Below are 16,854 nucleotides of genomic sequence, written 5' to 3'. Positions count from 1 at the left end.
ACCGGAATGGGTGCGCTGATGTTGGACCGGTTTTCCGAGCCCGCGTTGATGGCCTTTGCCGGATTGTTCGGTGGGGTTTTGCTGGGTCTTGCGGCGCGGCTTGGCCGGTTTTGCACACTGGGTGCCATCGAAGACCTGTATTATGGTGCCACCTCCACCCGTTTTGCCATGTGGGGCATTGCCCTTGGCGTCGCGTTGATCGGGACATTCGGCCTATCCGCGGGCGGGTTACTGGACCTCAGCCACACATTATACCTTTCCCTTGCATGGAACCCCTATGCCAGCATCATCGGCGGCTTGACCTTCGGCTATGGCATGGCGATTGCAGGCAACTGCGGTTACGGCGCATTGGCGCGCATGGGCTGCGGTGACTTGCGGTCGTTTATGATATCGGTCGTCATGGGCGTGTCGGGCTATGTGGCGCTTGGCGGTCCGCTCTCCTCAACCCGTCTGGCATTATTCCCGACATCCGAGGTGGGCACCCATACCCCCGGTCTGGCGCATCTGGTCGCCCGCCATATCCCCGTCGATCTGCATATTGTCGGCATCACGGCTGGCGTTTTGCTGGTCGCTGTGACCTTGCTGCACAAGGGGTTGAGGGCCAGCCCTGCCTCCATTTTCTGGGGTGCCGTCGTTGGTGTTGCCGTTGTTTCGGGCTGGGCCGCCACCCAGTGGATTTCCGCTAACGGATTTGACCGCAGCATCGTCATTTCGCACACCTTCACCGCCCCTGTGGGCGAGACGTTATTGTACCTCATGACGTCCTCGGGCAACACCATCAGCTTTGGCACGGGGTCTGTTGCGGGCGTCATTCTGGGGGCGCTGGCCGGATGCCTGATCAAGGGTCATATGCGGTGGGAAGCCTGCGAAGACCCCCGCGAATTGCGCCGCCAGATGGGCGGGGCCGTCTTGATGGGCTTCGGGGCGGTTGTTGCCGTCGGATGCAGCGTCGGACAGGGGTTATCGGCATTTTCGGTCTTGGCCTATAGCGCGCCTGTGACATTGGCCTGTATTGTTTTGGGGGCCGTGATCGGCTTGCGCCAATTGGTCGAAGGCTTTAGCCGTATCGACTAAGATCAGCCGAAAGATGGGGCAAAGATGACCGAAACCGATCCGACCCTTGCAGATATCTGTGCCGCGATCCTGTCTGCCCCCGTTGCGGGAAAACGCCGTCTGGTCGCTTTGGCCGGTGCCCCTGCCAGCGGAAAATCCACCTTTGCCGACAAAATCGCGGATCACCTGACCGCCCAGGGGCACCGCACCCAGGTTGTTCCGATGGACGGGTTTCATCTGGACAACGCCGATCTGGATCTGCGCGGGTTGCGCAGCCGAAAAGGCGCGCCGGAAACATTTGACGTGGCGGGCCTGACCGATCTGGTTGCGCGACTTGGCACCCGCGACGCGGTGTCCTTTCCGACGTTTGACCGCAGCAATGACAGGTCTGTTCCCGATGGTGGCGCGCTGTCCGACGGTGTGAAAACCGTGATCGTTGAGGGCAATTATTTGCTGTTCGATGACACAGGCTGGCGCGACTTATACGAGCTTTGGGATTTCCGGATATTCCTGAATGTGCCGCCGGATATCCTGCGCGCGCGGCTGGTTGAGCGCTGGCTGGCTCATGACCACACCCAAGCACAGGCCGAAACCCGTGCCGATGGCAACGACATGGCAAATGCGCGCCGCCTTTATGCGCAGCGTATGCCCTGCGATCTTGAGGTAACCCTCGCGGGGCCGACCGCCTAGCCGCTTTCAGGAACGCGCATCGGCCTGACGACCAAGAGGCCGCAACAGCCGCCTTTCAAACGCCGATTATCTTTACGCTGTCTTTTCCGCCTCCCCGGTGGCACGGTTCACCCTATGAAGATTTTTTCCGGTAAATCGCGCCCCGTCCATCTTGGCCCCTACCCGCTTGAACGCCTGCGCAGGAAGGCCGAACCGCCTGCGGAGTTTCCGGAAATCCCGTTTCCAACCGTCTCGTTTTGCGCACCTGAAAGACCCCAAAGCATCATCAACGCGATGGGCCCGCTTCAGGCGATGATGGATGCCCTGAGGTCGGGCAAGGTGAAGGAGACCAAAGCCGAAATTCCCGATGACCCTGTGGAACGGGCGCAGCACCTCAAGGCGTTTGGCTATTACAACGACGCCTCGATGATGGGGGTTTGCGCCCTGCCCGCATCTGCCTTCCTGCGGGTGCCGCGCAAGAACCCCGATGTTGCAGCCCTGGTCGAGGATCTGAAACACCGCCAGACCAAAACGCTGGCCACCGGCATCGACGCAATCATGGCCGATCTGCACGATACTGCTGGCGCGGACACCGCGACGGTCCCCCACCACACCCACGCGATTGTCGTGCTGGTCGCCTATCCGCGTGATCCTGCGCAAACCGAAAAAGGGTCCGACTGGATCATCGACGCCCAAGCCCAACGTGCGTCCCTGCGTGCCACTGAAACAGCCACCATTCTGGCGGAATATATCCGCATCCTCGGCTTTGATGCCCGCGCCCATTCGTCGACCTGCAGCGATGTGCATCTGCCGAAACTCGCGCTGGCGGCGGGCCTGACCGTGATGCAGGACGATGCGCCTTGCGCGCCTTGGCTGGGCCAACGCTATGGGCTTGCCGCGATCACGACCGACATGCCAATGGCCGCGGACCTGCCGCTATGCCCCTTGGCGCAGCAACCCGCATCTGTCTTGCGCGGGCTGGCGTGGCAGCTTGGCACCCATGGCGGGGCCAACGCCCGGACCCACGACCCCTATGCCAAGCGCAGCTTTGTCGATGGCCCCCACCCGTTCGAGACCCTCAAGCGGGTCGACAGCCCCACCACCTATATTGACGCCGCCAATGTGCCGCGCATCCCCAAGCGCACGGATATGTTTGCGCGCGGCCAGTTTGGCGACATGGGGCCCAAAGTGCAGGACGCCATGAAAGACGGCCAACATATCGTCAAATCTGCCCCTGCCTCGGCGCAACGTAGGTTGCTGGGCGCGCTGATCCTGCTGCAAAAGGGTCCCCGCGCCCCGACGGCACAGGATGCAGGTGCCGCGCGAAACGCCGCAAACCTGAAAGCGGCGGCGTATTTTCTGGGGGTCGATGCGGCAGGGTTGTCCGCCTGCCCTGACTGGACATGGTACAGCCATGACGCAACTGGCACGCCGATCACCCCGCCCCACGACCAAGCGCTCAGCGTGGTGATCGACCAAGGCTTTGACACGATGGAGGGTGCCTCCGGCGATGACTGGATCAGCACCGCCCAATCCATGCGCGCCTATCTGCGGTTTTCGGTTCTGGGCGGCATTCTGGCGCAGCATCTGCGCAATCTCGGCTTTGACGCCAAGGCCCATACGGTGATGGATGGCGATGTGTTGCAGCCACCCCTGTTGCTGCTGTCGGGCCTTGGCGAAGTCAGCCGCATCGGAGAGGTGATCCTGAACCCGTTCCTTGGCCCGCGGCTGAAATCCGGCGTGGTCACCCACACCATGCCCGTCACCCATGACAAACCGATTGATTTCGGCCTGCAAAAATTCTGCGAGGCCTGCAATAAATGCGCCCGCGAATGCCCGTCTGGCGCGATCACCGCTGGCCCCAAAAAGATGTTCAACGGCTACGAGATCTGGAAATCCGACAGTCAGAAATGCGCCACCTACCGGATCACCAACAAGGGCGGGTCGATGTGTGGGCGCTGCATGAAAACCTGCCCGTGGAACCTCGAAGGGCTGTTCGCCGAAGCTCCGTTTCGCTGGGCCGCCAGCACCATCCCCGCCGCGGCCCCGTTGCTGGCGCGGCTGGATGACACCTTGGGCCGTGGCGGTTTGAACCCTGCGAAAAAATGGTGGTGGGACATCGAACAGCAGCGCAACGGCACGGTCACATCGCCCACCCATCCGGTCAACGCCCGCGGCCTTCAACCCGACCTCAAACTGCGTGCCGAAGATCAAACCCTGGCCGTCTACCCCGCCCCGCTTGCCCCGCATCCCTGGCCCTATCCCGACCCGATGAACCGCGAGGCAGGGATCAAGGCGCACGCTGCCCTGATCACCGCCGACGTACACCGCGCGCGCACAGCGGCAGGCGAAACCGCGCATCTGCACCTTTATGATGCCGGAACAGCCACGCCTGTGCTTGACCTGCGCATCGTGTCGGTCCGCCCCCTTAGCAGGGCCGTAACCTTGTATGAATTCGCCCGCCCCGATGGCGCTGATCTGCCGCCCTGGACAGCTGGCGCGCATCTTGATCTGGTTGTCGCCCCCGAATACCTGCGCCCCTATTCACTGCTTGGTGATCCTGCCGATCGCAGCAGCTACACAATCGCGGTGCTGCGCGAGGATGCGGGCCGGGGCGGCTCCGCCCTGCTGCACCGCATCTTTACCCAAGGGCGGCGGGTTTTCGTCTCGACCCCGGCAAACCATTTCCCACTGATCAAGGACGCCCCCCACAGCCTGCTGTTTGGCGGCGGTATCGGCATTACGCCGATGATTGCCTTTGCCCATCGCCTGCATGCCATCGGCAAACCGTTTGAACTGCATTACTCGGCCCCGTGGCGTGCAGCGGCCCCCTTTACCGACCTTCTGTCGCAGGCCCCCTGGTCTGACCGCGTCCACATCCACCTAAGCGCGGAAAACACCCGCGCCGATTTGGCTACGCTGATCTCGCAGGCGATACAGGGCACCCATGTCTACACCTGCGGGCCTGACGCCTATATGCAGGCGGTGATGGACGCAGGCAGGGCCAGCGGCCTGCCCGATGACGCGCTGCATCTGGAATATTTCGCACCCCCCGTGCAGCCCGAATATGTCAATCACCCCTTTACCCTGCGCCTGCCGGATGGCCGCGAGATCCCCGTGGGCGCGGATCAATCCGCCAGCGATGCGCTGATTGCCGCAGATATCAAACTGGACATCAAATGCGCCGATGGCATATGCGGGGTCTGCAAATGCAAGCTGCTGTCGGGCAAGGCCGAGCATCGCGATTTCGTCCTTTCCGCCCACCAGCGCGAAACCGAAATCATCCTGTGCCAGTCCCGCGCGGCCGACCCGAATGGCGTATTGGAGATTGAACTATGACGCGCACGGCCCTTGTCACAGGTTCCTCAGGATTTATCGGCTATTTCACAAGCATCGCGCTGCTGGAGGCCGGCTGGAAAGTCATCGGGCTGGACTGCCTGTCGGATTACTACGATGTCGCCCTCAAGAAACGCCGCCAGGCGATGCTGAACCAGCATGCAGGGTTCAGCGTGATCAACGACCGGCTGGAAACGCCCGGCACGTTGATGGCGCTGTTCGAACAGCACCGCCCCGACGCGGTGGTGCATCTGGCCGCCCAGGCGGGCGTGCGCCATTCCATCGACGCGCCGCGCGACTACGTCGAGGCGAACCTGATCGGCACGTTTGAACTGCTCGAAGCCGCCCGCGCCTATCCCCCCGCGCATATGCTGCTGGCCTCGACCTCCTCGGTCTATGGCTCCAACACGCAAATGCCCTATGCCGAAACCCAAAAGGCCGACACGCAAATGTCCTTCTACGCCGCCACCAAAAAGGCGACTGAAAACATGGCCCACAGCTATGCGCATCTGTATCATCTGCCGATCACCATGTTCCGGTTCTTTACCGTCTATGGCCCATGGGGCCGCCCCGACATGGCGCATTTCAAATTCACCAAAGCGATCCTGAACGGCGACCCCATCGACATCTACAACCACGGCGACATGAAGCGTGACTTCACCTATATCGACGATCTGACCGCCTCGATCCTTGCGCTGATCGACACCGTGCCCGGTGACACGCCCGTTGAAAACGACAGCCTGTCCAACGTCGCACCCTTCCGCGTCGTCAACATCGGCAATGACAGCCCCGTGCCGCTGATGGATTTCATCGCCGCCATCGAAAAAGCCTGCGGGCGCGAAGCGATCAAGACCTACCACGACATGCAACCCGGCGATGTGCCCGCCACCTGGGCCGATGCCACCTTGCTGCAAAACCTCACAGGCCAGCGCCCCGTCACCCCGATTGAAACCGGCTTGCAAAACTTCGTCGACTGGTATCGCGACTATTATAAAATCTGACCCTGATTTCCAAATGGTCTAAAATCCTCGCCGAAGGCTCCGCCGATTGCCACCGGCACTGCCAATGCTTATATCGCGCTCAACCCTCCCAATAAGGCCCAGAAACATGTCGTTTGATCGTTCTATCAAAATCGCCCCCTCCATCCTTGCCGCCGATTTCGCGAATTTCGGGGCAGAATGCGCCGCCGTCGAAGCGCAAGGCGCGGATTGGGTCCATGTCGATGTGATGGACGGGCATTTTGTGCCCAACATCAGCTTTGGCCCCACGACCTGTGCGGCGATCCGCCCGCATATCAAGGGCATCATGGACGTGCATCTGATGATTGCCCCCGTTGATCCCTATATTGATGCCTTCGCGCAGGCCGGTGCCGATTTCATCACCGCCCACGTCGAGGCCGGCCCCCATATCCACCGCACGCTTCAGGCGATCCGCGGCGCAGGGGCCAAGGCAGGTGTGGCGCTAAACCCAGGCACGCCGGCCTCGGCGGTCGAGCATCTGCTTGATATCACCGATCTGGTCTGTGTGATGACCGTGAACCCCGGCTTTGGCGGTCAGAAGTTCATCAACATGACCGACAAGATCAAAACCCTGCGCGCCATGATCGGCGACCGTCCGATCCATATCGAAATTGATGGCGGCGTCGATGTGAAGACAGCCCCCAGCGTGGCGCAGGCCGGTGCGGATGTACTGGTGGCAGGATCGGCTGTGTTCCGGGGTGGGTCGGCCAGCGATCCGGCCCCTTACGGCGAAAACATCCGCGCGATCCGCGCTGCGGCGTCGGGCGTTTACGTCTAAACCTCGAACGAACGATGCGATGCGCATGAAAAGGCCGGCCTTCCATCATGGGGGGCCGGCCTTTTTTTATTTCAATGGGGTTCAGGAAAGCTGATCTTTGAACGTCTCGATCAACTTGTGCTTCAGGATCTTACCCGTGGGTGCCGCAGGCAAGGCAGTGCCGATGATGATATGCTTGGGCCGTTTGTATCCCGTCAACCGCTCTTTCACAAAAGCGCGCAGATCGTCGGGGGCCAAAGTGTCGCCCTCGGCGATCTGGACAAATGCCAGCACCTCCTCGTCGCCGTCCTTGCTGCGTCCGATCACGGCAGACTGGATCACCTGCGGGTGGTCGTTGATCGCGGCTTCGACCTCGGGTGGGTACACGTTGAACCCGCCGTGAATGATCAGCTCTTTCGACCGGCCAAGGATATGCAGCAGGCCCTGTTCGTCCAGCTTGCCCAAATCACCGGTGCGCAGCCAGCCCTCGGCATCGACCACTTTCGCGGTCTCGGTGGGGTTCTTGTAATAGCCCTTCATGATGTGCGGGCCACGGGTCAGCACTTCGCCTGTGCCGGGGCTGCCGCCTTCGACGGTGTCGTCAATCTTGACCGCGATTCCTGCCAGTGGCGGGCCGACGGATACATCGGGCGATCCGATCGGGTTGGACGTTGCCGATGTGCCGGCAGTGGTTTCGGTCATGCCGTAGCCGTTCTGGATCGCCACGCCGTAGAACCCTTCGGCCTTGCGTTTCCAGGCAGGGTCCAGCGGTGCGGCCCCCGAAGACACATAACGCAGGGTTTCGGAATTCAGCTGGGTCAGCCCTTTTTCCTTGGTGTATTGCATCAGCAATGCGTGCATCTGTGGCACGGCGGACAGGAAATTCACCCCCGACGTCAACGCTTTATACAGCTTTTCAGCCGAAAAACGCGCTTCAAGCCGGACTTCGGCCCCGATATAGCAGGATGCGGTCAGCACCGAACACAGCCCGAATACATGGGTCAGCGGCAACACGCCGTAAACCACGTCACCCGGCGTCATGCCGCGCAAATTGGCCGAGGTCATGCCGCCAAAGCGCACATTTTCATGGGTCAGCATCACGCCCTTGGGGTCGCCCGTGGTGCCCGTTGTGTACAGCAGGACGGCAACATCGCTTAGGTCGGCGTCAGGATTGCTGGCAATGGGCGTGGCCAGATGCAGCGATCCGAATGCGCCGGTGATCTCCTGCGCGCCCATGGCTTCGGCATGTTTTACCGCATCCGGCGATGCGCCGGTGGTCATCAACACGGCAGCAGGTGCGGCGTGATCCAGAATGCGTTTCACCTCGCCCTCGGTCTGGCGGGCGTTGACGGGGATGATCACAGCACCGGCTTTCCAGGTGCCAAAGATCGTGGCCACGGCAGCGCCGCAGTTTTCCGACAGCAGCAGGACCCGGTCGTTTGGCTGAACGCCCGCCGCTCTCAACTGGTCAGCCACCGCATCCGAGGCTTTGCCAAGATCATTGAATGTCCAGCGGGTGCCGACGCTATCGCTTAGGGCAGCTGCATCACCCCGTGATGTGATCTGTTGCTCAAGATATTGCTCTACGCGCGCCATAATAGCTCTGCCTCCTCGCAGGTATTTTCGCTTTGGGCCGGCTTGGGCCGCAAAGTGCATATTCAGTTTGGCAGCGTGTCAGCCGCCGTAATTCGGTTTGCGCTTTTCCAGGAAGGCGGCAATGCCTTCGGCAGCTTCATCCGCGCCAGCGGCATGGGCCATGGCGTTGCGTTCAGCGTCCAGTTGCGCGGCCTCGGTCACGTCATAGGCTTGGGCGACAAGGCCGCGAATGACAGATTGCGCCTGACGCGGGCCCTGGGCCAGACGGTCGGCATAGGCCATCGCACCCTCCATCGCCGCCCCCGGTTCGGCCAGCGCATTCACGACGCCAAGGTCATGCATCCGGTCGACGGTGACAGGCAACGCCAGCAAACACATCTCCATCGCCAACTGACGCGGCAAGGCGCGGGCCAGCGACGCGGTCAGACCGCCATCGGGGACCAAGCCAGCTTTCACGTAAGCAGCAGTGAATTTGGCACCTTTCGCGGCGACAATCAGGTCGCAGGCCAGCGCAAAGGACAGACCCGCACCGACGGCACCGCCCTCAACAGCGGCGATCACGGGCACCGGGCTGTTGCGGATCGCGCGCACCAGATCATGCAATTGGTCGATCTTGCTGCGGCGCACGTCCTCGGGCAGGTCGCGGCGCGCGATCAACACGTTCAGGTCTCCGCCTGCGCAGAAAAAATCGCCCTCGGAGGTCAGGATGACCGCGCGAACACGGGGTGCGGCAGCCAGTTCAATCGCCTGCTTGATGCAGGCGTACAGTTCGGGCGACAGGGCACCGCGTTTATGGGCATTGCCGTTCCAGACGATGATCCGGTCACCCTTGTCCTCAATCCGTGCGCTCATGTCAGTTTCTCCTGTGGGACGCGTTTGAACACGCCCGTCGATGTGGCAATCACGGTGCCGTCTTCGTGGACCAGTTCCGCATCGATATAAAGCAGGCTGCGCCCGCCGCCCTTGATGCGACCCGTGGCAGTGACCCGCCCCGGTTTACCCGCTGCCAGAAACTGCGTGGTCAACGAGATCGTCAAGAACGGGTTCAGACCTTTGGGATCAACGCTCAGCGATCCGGTCATGCCACATGCGTTATCCAGCAAAGTGGCCGCGATACCGCCATGAAGGACGCCGTGCCGGTTGAGGTGTTGCGGACCCAGATCAAGGTAACAGCGCCCGTGGGGCGGATCGGATATGTCAACGACATACCCGACCAGCGTTTGGGTGCCGGTCTCGTCCCGGATCAGCAAGCTTTCGTCAGGCTGCTGCGATGGCAATGTAGCGCTCCAGATGGTGGTCGGTGTCGCCAAAGCGGTGGTCTGACATGATGATACGCTTGGCGATATGGGCCAGTTCGTATTCCTGGGTCATGGCAATACCGCCGTGCATCTGGATGCTGTCTTCGGCAACCAGACGGCCAGCGCGGCCCAGCAGGTTCTTGGCAGCAGATACATGGCTTTCGCGGCTCTTGTATCCGGCTTCCAGATGGCCAGCCGCGACGATCACGGCAGAGCGTGCCTGCTCCATCTCGATCAACAGGTCGGACATGCGGTGCGCCAGCGCCTGGAACGTGCCAATCGGTTTGCCGAATTGTTTGCGCGTCATCAGATAGTCGCGCGTCAGACGGCAAGCGGTTTCCATTGCACCCAGCGTTTCCGCACAGATCGCGACGTTTGCGGCGGCGATACGTGCCTCGATCGCGGGGTATGCCTTGCCAGCGTCACCCAGACGGGCAGAGGCAGGCACAGTCACATCATCCAGCGTGATTTCCGCAGCACGGCCACCGGCCAGCAGGGCATAGCCTTGCAGCGTGATGCCTTTGGCGTCGGCAGGCACCAGGAACAGCGAAATGCCATCCTCGTCTGCCACGTCACCGCTTTCGCGCGCAGACACAACCAGCATGTCGGCGTTTTCGGCGTTCACGACGACAGCCTTGCGGCCGTTCAACACGATGTTGTCGCCATCGGCCTTGGCCGTGGTGCTGACGCGGTTCATATCATAGCGGCTGGTAGGTTCGCCGTGGGCAAACGCCAGTTGCAGCGCGCCGCCGATAATTTCTTCGACATGGGCTTTTTGGTCGTCATTGCCCAGTTCGGCGATCAGACCACCGCCCAGAACAGCCGTATCAAGGAAGGGCTCAACCACGCCTGCGCGGCCCAGCTCTTCGAACACCACCGCGAGGTCGAAACCAGCGCCGCCAAAGCCGCCCTGATCTTCGGTGAACAACGCGCCGATGACACCCAGTTCGGCAAGGCCGTTCCAGATGTCGGCGGAAAACCCTGTGTCGCTTTCAAGGATCTTGTTGCGTGTCGCGGTATCGTATTTGTCGCGCAGGAAACGGCGCAGACTGTCTTGAAGCATTTGGCGTTCTTCTGTCAGGTCGAAGTTCATGCTCCACCTCCCATCGTTGTTTTGGCAATGATCTGGCGCTGGATTTCGTTCGAGCCGCCAAAGATCGACAGTTTACGGTTGTTGAAATATTGCGCGGCCACGGGGCCTGCGTTCAACGGATCAGGCAGGGCAAGGTTGGACCCCTCAATCGCTTCGGATGCGAATGGCATCGCGTAGGCACCTGCCGCACGGCGGGCCAGATCGTTGATTTCCTGACGGATGATCGTGCCTTTGACCTTGAGCATGGAGGATTCAACACCCGGTGCCGCACCTGCCGCCGCCTTGGAAACGATGCGCAAATTGGTCGTGCTCATCGCCATCAGGTCGATTTCAACCCGTGCAACACGTGCCGCAAAGTGCGGGTTTTCCATCAACGGCTTGCCGCCGGACATTTCGGCGCGTGCGATCCGCTTGACCGCGGTCAGACCGGCCTGAGAGAACCCGACGCCTGCGATGTTGGTGCGTTCGTGGGTCAGCAGGTACTTGGCATAGGTCCAGCCTTCGTTTTCCTTGCCGACAAGGTTTTCGACCGGAACCTTGCAATCGGTGAACCAGACTTCGTTCACCTCGTGGGTGCCATCCAGCAGGATGATCGGGCGGACTTCGACGCCGGGATTATCCATGTCGATCAGCAGGAACGAGATACCTTCTTGCTGCTTTACCTTCTTGTCGGTGCGCACAAGGCAGAAGATCATGTTGGCGTGCTGGCCAAGGGTCGTCCAGGTCTTCTGACCGTTGACGATGTAATGCGTGCCCTCTTCGTTCAGCACGGCCTCGGTTTTCAGCGAGGCAAGGTCGGAACCGGCACCCGGTTCGGAATAACCCTGACACCACCAGTCTTCGCCCGACAGGATGCGGGGCAGCCAGTAATCGTTCTGCTCTTGCGAGCCGAATTTTTGCAGCACGGGGGCCAGCATCGACAGACCGAACGGCACGATGCGCGGGGCATAATGTGCGGCGGCTTCTTCCTCGAAAATGTGGCGCTGAACGGCGTTCCATTCGGCACCGCCAAATTTCTTGGGCCAGTTCGGGGCCAGCCAGCCCTGGGCGTTCAGAATGGCGTGCCATTCTTCTTGTCCCGCTTTGCCCAGCTCTTCGCCTTTGCGAATTTTATCGCTCATTTCCTTGGGAAGTTTTTCCTCAAGAAAGGCGCGCACTTCGGCGCGGAATGCCTTTTCTTCGTCGCTATAGCTCAGATCCATTAATCTTTCCTCCGGTTTATGTCGTTCGGGCATTGCGCCCTTGTTCAATTATTGAGCGGCTTCTTTGTTCAGATCGTCAAAGCTGCGACCCTCCGCCACCAGTTGTTTCAGCAGCGGTGCCGGTTCCCAGAACCATGCGTCTTCCTTGGCGTAGGTTTCGATATCGGCCAGCAACGCGGGCAACCCTTGCAGGTCGGCCCATTTCATCGGGCCACCCCAATAGCGCGGGAAGCCATAGCCAAACAGCAGCACCATATCGACGTCGAGGGGACGCTTCGCGATGCCTTCGCCCAGCAGTTTTGCGGCCTCGTTCACCATCGCGGCCATATAGCGGCGCACGATTTCGGCATCTGTGAAATCACGCGGGGTGATGCCCCGCTCCTTGCGCTCGGCCTCGATCAAGACGGGCACGTCGGGGTTCGGAATGCCGCCACGGGTGCCTGCCTCGTAGATATAATAGCCCTTGCCGGTCTTCTGGCCAAAGTTACCGCCTTCGCAGATTTTGTCAGGATATGTCGGCACGCGTTCAGCCGGATGACGTGTGGCCGCCTTGCGTTTGCGCGTGGCCCAGCCGATATCAAGCCCCGCCAGATCGCCCACAGCAAAGGGCCCCATAGCAAAGCCGAAATCAACCAGCGCCTTGTCGATCTGATAGGGCAGCACGCCGTCCAGTACCATGTGATCGGCAGCGGTGCGGTAGGTCGCCAGAATGCGGTTGCCGATAAAGCCGTCACAAACGCCGGCCCGAACCGTTATCTTGTTCAGCGCCTTGCCAAGCGCAAAGCCCGTTGCGACGACGTCGGGTGCGGTCTTGTCGGCCACAACCACCTCGAGCAGTTTCATGATATGCGCGGGCGAGAAGAAGTGCAGCCCGATCACATCTTCAGGCCGCGAGGTGCTGGCGGCGATTTCGTCAATGTCCAGATAGGATGTGTTCGACGCCAAAATCGCACCGGGCTTGCACACCGCATCCAGCTTGCCGAACACGTCTTTCTTGACGTCCATGTCTTCGAACACGGCTTCGATCACCAGATCAACCAAGGCAAGGCTGTCATAGTTGATCGACACTTCAAGCGCGGTGGTGGTCATCGCGTCGTATTTCATCTGGCTGATCTTGCCACGCTTCAGCGCCCCCGACAGGTTGCCCGCGATGCGGCCCCGTGCGGCGTCGGCAGCCTCGGCCGTCATTTCGATCAGCACGACGTTGAACCCGGCCAGCAGCGCCGCCGTGGCGATGCCAGCGCCCATTGTGCCGCCGCCGATGATCCCGATCGACTGCAATCCGCGCGGCGTGACGCCTTTCAGCTCTGGCAGGTTCCCCACTGCACGTTCCGAGAAAAACGCGTGGATCATGCCTTGGCGTTGATCGGTTTCCATCAGGTCCATGAAGATCTTGCGTTCGGCCAGCATCCCCTCGTCGAACGGCAGCTCGGAAGCAGCCTGAACCGCGCGCACGGCATGGGCGGGGGAAATCTGGCCACGGCCTTTTTTCAGCGTGCCGTCATAGGCGGCATCCCAGTCAATCGCTTGCGCGGCAGGCATTTCGCTGACCGCACGGCGTGGTGCTGCCTCGGCAACCAGAGTTTCCGCATAGGCCAGACCGACCTCTTCGGGGTCGCCTTCGACGATTTTGTCGATGATGCCCAGCTTCAGCGCTTCGTCCGCTTTGACCTGACGGCCCGAGGTGATCAGATCAAGCGATGCATCCACACCGACCAAACGCGGCAGACGCTGCGTGGCACCGGCACCGGGGATCAGGCCCAGATGCACTTCGGGCAGGCCGACACGGGCCGATGGCTGCGCAACGCGGTAATGCGCCGACAATGCGATCTCGAGCCCCCCGCCCAAGGACACGCCATGCATCGACGCGACAACGATCAGCGGCGAGGCTTCGATCCGCTTGCAGACATCGGGCAGATAGGGTTCCAGCGGGGTTTTGCCAAATTCGGTGATATCGGCACCAGCGATAAAGGCGCGGCCTTCGCCGACGATCACCACCGCTTTGACGCCTGCGTCGGCTTCGGCTTGGGCTATGCCCGCAACCAGACCTTCGCGCACGGCATGCGACAATGCATTTACCGGCGGGTTCTGAATGCGCAACACGGCAATGTCGCCTTTGCGGGTGTAGTTGATTTTATCGCTCATCTGTCAATTTCCTGTCTATTCACCTTAGTCGCGGCGGCTGAGCGCCGGGGTGCGGCCTGTGCGTTGTTCCAGCGCGCGTACAAGTTCGCGCAGCGCAGGGCCGACTTCGTCTCGGATACGTTCATCGGACAGATCACCGGGCATGGCCCCGCAGGTAAACGCCACCGGCTCGCCGAATTCCTCGGCGAAATAGGGGACGCTTACGGCATTTATGGTGCGTGCATAGCGCGTACCCTTGGGTGCATATGTGAAACCTTGCCCGATCAATTGCGAATATCCCTCCGACCGGAACTCTCGCATATCCTTTTGGGGCGTCAACTGCGCAAAGCGTTCTTCGCCAAGTGACGCCACGACGGCCATGCCAGAGGACGACCCAAACACCGGAATCCGGTGCCCCGGCTCAAGCCAGATGGTCGATGCGTTGCGCGGACGCCATGTGCGCACCAGCAGCATCTTAGAATCGTCGCGCACCGCCACCAGCGCCAGCGTGCCCGTATCATCGGCCAATTGCTGCATCGCCTCGGACGCCAGATCAAGGAAATTGACCGCAACCGATGCGACCGAGCCCAACGCAATGGCCGACGGCCCCAGGCGAAAGCGGTCATTGCGCCCGCCGTGGCTGAGATACCCCAGTTCGCACAAGGTATAGGTCAGCCGCGAAACCGTCGGCTTTGGCAGGCCCGTGCGTTCGGAGATTTGCGCGTGGGTCAGACCGCTGTCGCTTGCCCGAAAGGCGCGCAAGACGGCCAGCCCACGGGCAAGGGTGTTTGCAAACTTGCGGTCTGTTCCTTCTGTGGTCATCGCGCGCCCAAGGGGATCAGCAAGGAAATCATCGGAAAGGACATGATCAGGATCAGCACGATAAAGTCCACACTGAGGAACCGTGTGATCCCGGCAAAGATCTTGTCGATCGGGGCGTCCTTGCCGACCACGTTGGCGATCACGAACACGTTCAGGCCCACAGGCGGTGTAATCAGGCCGATCTCAAGCAGCTTGATCACCACAACACCGAACCAGATCAGGTTCAGGTCATAGCTTTCAACCAGCGGGATCATCAGCGGCAGGGTCAGAACCATGATGCCGATGGGATCAAGGAACATGCCCAGCACCAGATAGATCACCGCAATCGCGATCATCAGGGCCACCACGGAAAGCTGCGCATCAGACACAACATTCACGATCATCGGCGCAACATTGGTCAGCGCGATAAAGGCCACGAAAATCTTGGCACCCGCCGCGATGAAAAAGATCGCCGAGGTCTGGATGCAGGTTTCCTTGACCGCGTCCCACAGACCTTGCAGGTTCAGCTTGCCTTGGGCAAAGCCGATCAATGTCGCCGCGACCACGCAGACAGCCGCCGCTTCGGTCGCGGTAAAGATACCACCATAGATGCCGCCGATGATCAGCACGAACAACATGACCGCGGGCCAGCTCTCAATCGCGGCCCGAAAGCGTTCAGACGAGGAATAGCGCACGTCGGTTGGGGGGGCGATTTCAGGTGAATACCAGACCCAGACCGCGATCACGAGGATGAACCCCGCCAGCGTCAACAGGCCCGGCAACACACCCGCCAGAAACAGGGACGAGATCGAGGTTTCGGTAAAGATACCGTAGATGATGAACAAGACAGATGGCGGGATCAGCGACCCCAGCGTGCCCCCTGCCGCCACCGATGCGGTGGCAAGACGCGGGTCATAGCCCATGCGCAGCATTTCAGGCGTGCAAATCCGGCCCATCGTCGATGCGCAGGCGATCGAACTGCCGGTGATCGCCGAAAAGCCGCCGCAGCCCATGACGGACGCCATTGCGACACCGCCGGGCAAGCGGGTCAGCCAGACCTTGGCCGCGTGGTAAATCTTGGTCGTGATGTCGGCGCGATAGGCGATATGGCCCAGCGCCACGAAAAGCGGGATCATCGACAGATCATAGGAATGGATCAGATCGAAGGAATTCGAGAACACCATCGACGTGGTGGCACGAATGGCGCGTTCGGGCATAAAGGTGCCGGTGCGGAACGCAAAGATAAAGAAGGTGCCGATTGTCGCGACCGATGCCAGCGCAAAGGCAATAGGCACGCGCATGGCCAGCAAAAACAGGACCGCACCAAATGCGATCAGACCAATGGTTGACGCGTCCATTACAGCGCCTCCTTTTCAGCGAATGCTTCGATGGTGTGGTTCTGTTCGTCCGATACGATGCCGCCCGACAGAATTGTGCGGATGTCGCGGATCGCCAGTTCGGCCAGACGCAGCCAACAGGCCCCGATGCCGATGATGAACAGCAGACGTCCGGGCCATTTCGGCAGGTTCAGGTCGCCGTAAAAAAAGCTGCCCTTTTCCCAAACGCTGAGGAATTCGCGGGTACCGGCATAGATCAGGGCGGCCAGGGCGATCATCCCCATCACCGACCCCAGAACGATCAGCCAGGACCGCAAACGCGGCCCGAACCGGTCAGACACAAACGCGACGCTGATATGGGCGCGGTTGGCCGTGGCGGCACCAAGGGGCAGAAGGATGGCCGCGACCATCAATTCCCGCACCATGGTGACGCTGTCAGGCACGCTTGAGGAAAAGACAGCGCGCGCGACCACATTGGTTGTAATCAAGACCCCCAGCAGGATGACCGCAACCGCGCCCAATCCCAGCAGGATTTTCTCTAATGGTACCAACATGGTCCCGTCTCCTCC

Annotated in this window: 14 protein-coding genes; 5 read left to right on the top strand and 9 right to left on the bottom strand. The window is 60.9% G+C overall.

The genetic code is table 11. The features are described from left to right. Positions 1 to 18: 18 nt before the first annotated feature. The 5 genes from HGT1_RS17430 (at position 19) to rpe (ending at position 6,855) form a co-directional block, all read left to right on the top strand. The gene (locus HGT1_RS17430) at positions 19 to 1,074 is read left to right on the top strand and encodes a YeeE/YedE family protein (RefSeq protein ID WP_176251305.1); all 1,056 of its coding nucleotides are present in this window, start codon (positions 19 to 21) and stop codon (positions 1,072 to 1,074) included. Positions 1,075 to 1,098: 24 nt separating this feature from the next. Then, a complete protein-coding gene (locus HGT1_RS17425; protein ID WP_176251231.1) occupies positions 1,099 to 1,743 on the top strand; it encodes a nucleoside/nucleotide kinase family protein in 645 nt (214 codons plus the stop codon). A 114-nt stretch (positions 1,744 to 1,857) separates the two neighbouring features. Next, entirely contained in the window at positions 1,858 to 5,061 is a 3,204-nt protein-coding gene (locus HGT1_RS17420; RefSeq protein ID WP_176251230.1) for a 2Fe-2S iron-sulfur cluster-binding protein, read from the top strand. Beyond that, the gene (locus HGT1_RS17415; RefSeq protein WP_176251229.1) at positions 5,058 to 6,059 is read left to right on the top strand and encodes an NAD-dependent epimerase/dehydratase family protein; all 1,002 of its coding nucleotides are present in this window, start codon (positions 5,058 to 5,060) and stop codon (positions 6,057 to 6,059) included. The genes HGT1_RS17420 and HGT1_RS17415 overlap by 4 nt, the downstream gene beginning before the upstream one ends. Positions 6,060 to 6,165: 106 nt before the next feature. Next, positions 6,166 to 6,855: a ribulose-phosphate 3-epimerase gene (rpe, locus tag HGT1_RS17410; protein ID WP_176251228.1), complete on the top strand. Its 690-nt coding sequence runs from the start codon at positions 6,166 to 6,168 to the stop codon at positions 6,853 to 6,855. 81 nt (positions 6,856 to 6,936) lie between these two features. Here the strand turns inward: rpe and HGT1_RS17405 are convergent, their stop codons facing one another. From HGT1_RS17405 to HGT1_RS17365, 9 genes are all read right to left on the bottom strand, one after another. Further along, positions 6,937 to 8,430 (bottom strand): class I adenylate-forming enzyme family protein, encoded by a 1,494-nt coding sequence (locus tag HGT1_RS17405; protein WP_176251227.1) that lies wholly within the window; start codon positions 8,428 to 8,430, stop codon positions 6,937 to 6,939. Between the two features lie 78 nt (positions 8,431 to 8,508). Continuing rightward, positions 8,509 to 9,282 (bottom strand): oxepin-CoA hydrolase, alternative type, encoded by a 774-nt coding sequence (locus HGT1_RS17400; RefSeq protein ID WP_176251226.1) that lies wholly within the window; start codon positions 9,280 to 9,282, stop codon positions 8,509 to 8,511. Next, a complete protein-coding gene (locus tag HGT1_RS17395) occupies positions 9,279 to 9,707 on the bottom strand; it encodes a PaaI family thioesterase (RefSeq protein WP_037227793.1) in 429 nt (142 codons plus the stop codon). The genes HGT1_RS17400 and HGT1_RS17395 overlap by 4 nt, the downstream gene beginning before the upstream one ends. After that, positions 9,688 to 10,821 (bottom strand): acyl-CoA dehydrogenase family protein, encoded by a 1,134-nt coding sequence (locus HGT1_RS17390; RefSeq protein ID WP_176251225.1) that lies wholly within the window; start codon positions 10,819 to 10,821, stop codon positions 9,688 to 9,690. Before HGT1_RS17390 ends, HGT1_RS17395 begins: the two co-directional genes overlap by 20 nt. Then, positions 10,818 to 12,023, bottom strand: coding sequence for an acyl-CoA dehydrogenase family protein (locus HGT1_RS17385; protein ID WP_176251224.1), 1,206 nt, complete (start codon positions 12,021 to 12,023; stop codon positions 10,818 to 10,820). Before HGT1_RS17385 ends, HGT1_RS17390 begins: the two co-directional genes overlap by 4 nt. A gap of 48 nt (positions 12,024 to 12,071) precedes the next feature. After that, positions 12,072 to 14,168, bottom strand: coding sequence for an FAD-dependent oxidoreductase (locus HGT1_RS17380; RefSeq protein WP_176251223.1), 2,097 nt, complete (start codon positions 14,166 to 14,168; stop codon positions 12,072 to 12,074). A gap of 24 nt (positions 14,169 to 14,192) precedes the next feature. Next, entirely contained in the window at positions 14,193 to 14,969 is a 777-nt protein-coding gene (locus HGT1_RS17375; RefSeq protein WP_176251222.1) for an IclR family transcriptional regulator, read from the bottom strand. Next, positions 14,966 to 16,306, bottom strand: coding sequence for a TRAP transporter large permease (locus HGT1_RS17370; protein WP_176251221.1), 1,341 nt, complete (start codon positions 16,304 to 16,306; stop codon positions 14,966 to 14,968). Before HGT1_RS17370 ends, HGT1_RS17375 begins: the two co-directional genes overlap by 4 nt. Then, complete coding sequence (locus HGT1_RS17365; protein WP_176251220.1) at positions 16,306 to 16,839, bottom strand: TRAP transporter small permease; 534 nt, start codon at positions 16,837 to 16,839, stop codon at positions 16,306 to 16,308. The genes HGT1_RS17370 and HGT1_RS17365 overlap by 1 nt, the downstream gene beginning before the upstream one ends. Positions 16,840 to 16,854: the final 15 nt, after the last annotated feature.

The organism is Sulfitobacter sp. HGT1 (assembly GCF_013282155.1).
Classification (GTDB): domain Bacteria; phylum Pseudomonadota; class Alphaproteobacteria; order Rhodobacterales; family Rhodobacteraceae; genus Sulfitobacter.
The sequence above is the reverse complement of the archived record's forward strand: the minus strand, read 5'-3'. Positions and strand labels throughout refer to the sequence as shown.

Excerpts from the sequence above, each read along its gene's own strand:
- HGT1_RS17430 (WP_176251305.1), top strand. The coding sequence starts at position 19 with ATGTTGGACCGGTTTTCCGAGCCCGCGTTGATGGCCTTTGCCGGATTG.
- HGT1_RS17425 (WP_176251231.1), top strand. The coding sequence starts at position 1,099 with ATGACCGAAACCGATCCGACCCTTGCAGATATCTGTGCCGCGATCCTG.
- HGT1_RS17420 (WP_176251230.1), top strand. The coding sequence starts at position 1,858 with ATGAAGATTTTTTCCGGTAAATCGCGCCCCGTCCATCTTGGCCCCTAC.
- HGT1_RS17415 (WP_176251229.1), top strand. The coding sequence starts at position 5,058 with ATGACGCGCACGGCCCTTGTCACAGGTTCCTCAGGATTTATCGGCTAT.
- rpe (WP_176251228.1), top strand. The coding sequence starts at position 6,166 with ATGTCGTTTGATCGTTCTATCAAAATCGCCCCCTCCATCCTTGCCGCC.
- HGT1_RS17405 (WP_176251227.1), bottom strand. The coding sequence starts at position 8,430 with ATGGCGCGCGTAGAGCAATATCTTGAGCAACAGATCACATCACGGGGT.
- HGT1_RS17400 (WP_176251226.1), bottom strand. The coding sequence starts at position 9,282 with ATGAGCGCACGGATTGAGGACAAGGGTGACCGGATCATCGTCTGGAAC.
- HGT1_RS17390 (WP_176251225.1), bottom strand. The coding sequence starts at position 10,821 with ATGAACTTCGACCTGACAGAAGAACGCCAAATGCTTCAAGACAGTCTG.
- HGT1_RS17385 (WP_176251224.1), bottom strand. The coding sequence starts at position 12,023 with ATGGATCTGAGCTATAGCGACGAAGAAAAGGCATTCCGCGCCGAAGTG.
- HGT1_RS17380 (WP_176251223.1), bottom strand. The coding sequence starts at position 14,168 with ATGAGCGATAAAATCAACTACACCCGCAAAGGCGACATTGCCGTGTTG.
- HGT1_RS17375 (WP_176251222.1), bottom strand. The coding sequence starts at position 14,969 with ATGACCACAGAAGGAACAGACCGCAAGTTTGCAAACACCCTTGCCCGT.
- HGT1_RS17370 (WP_176251221.1), bottom strand. The coding sequence starts at position 16,306 with ATGGACGCGTCAACCATTGGTCTGATCGCATTTGGTGCGGTCCTGTTT.
- HGT1_RS17365 (WP_176251220.1), bottom strand. The coding sequence starts at position 16,839 with ATGTTGGTACCATTAGAGAAAATCCTGCTGGGATTGGGCGCGGTTGCG.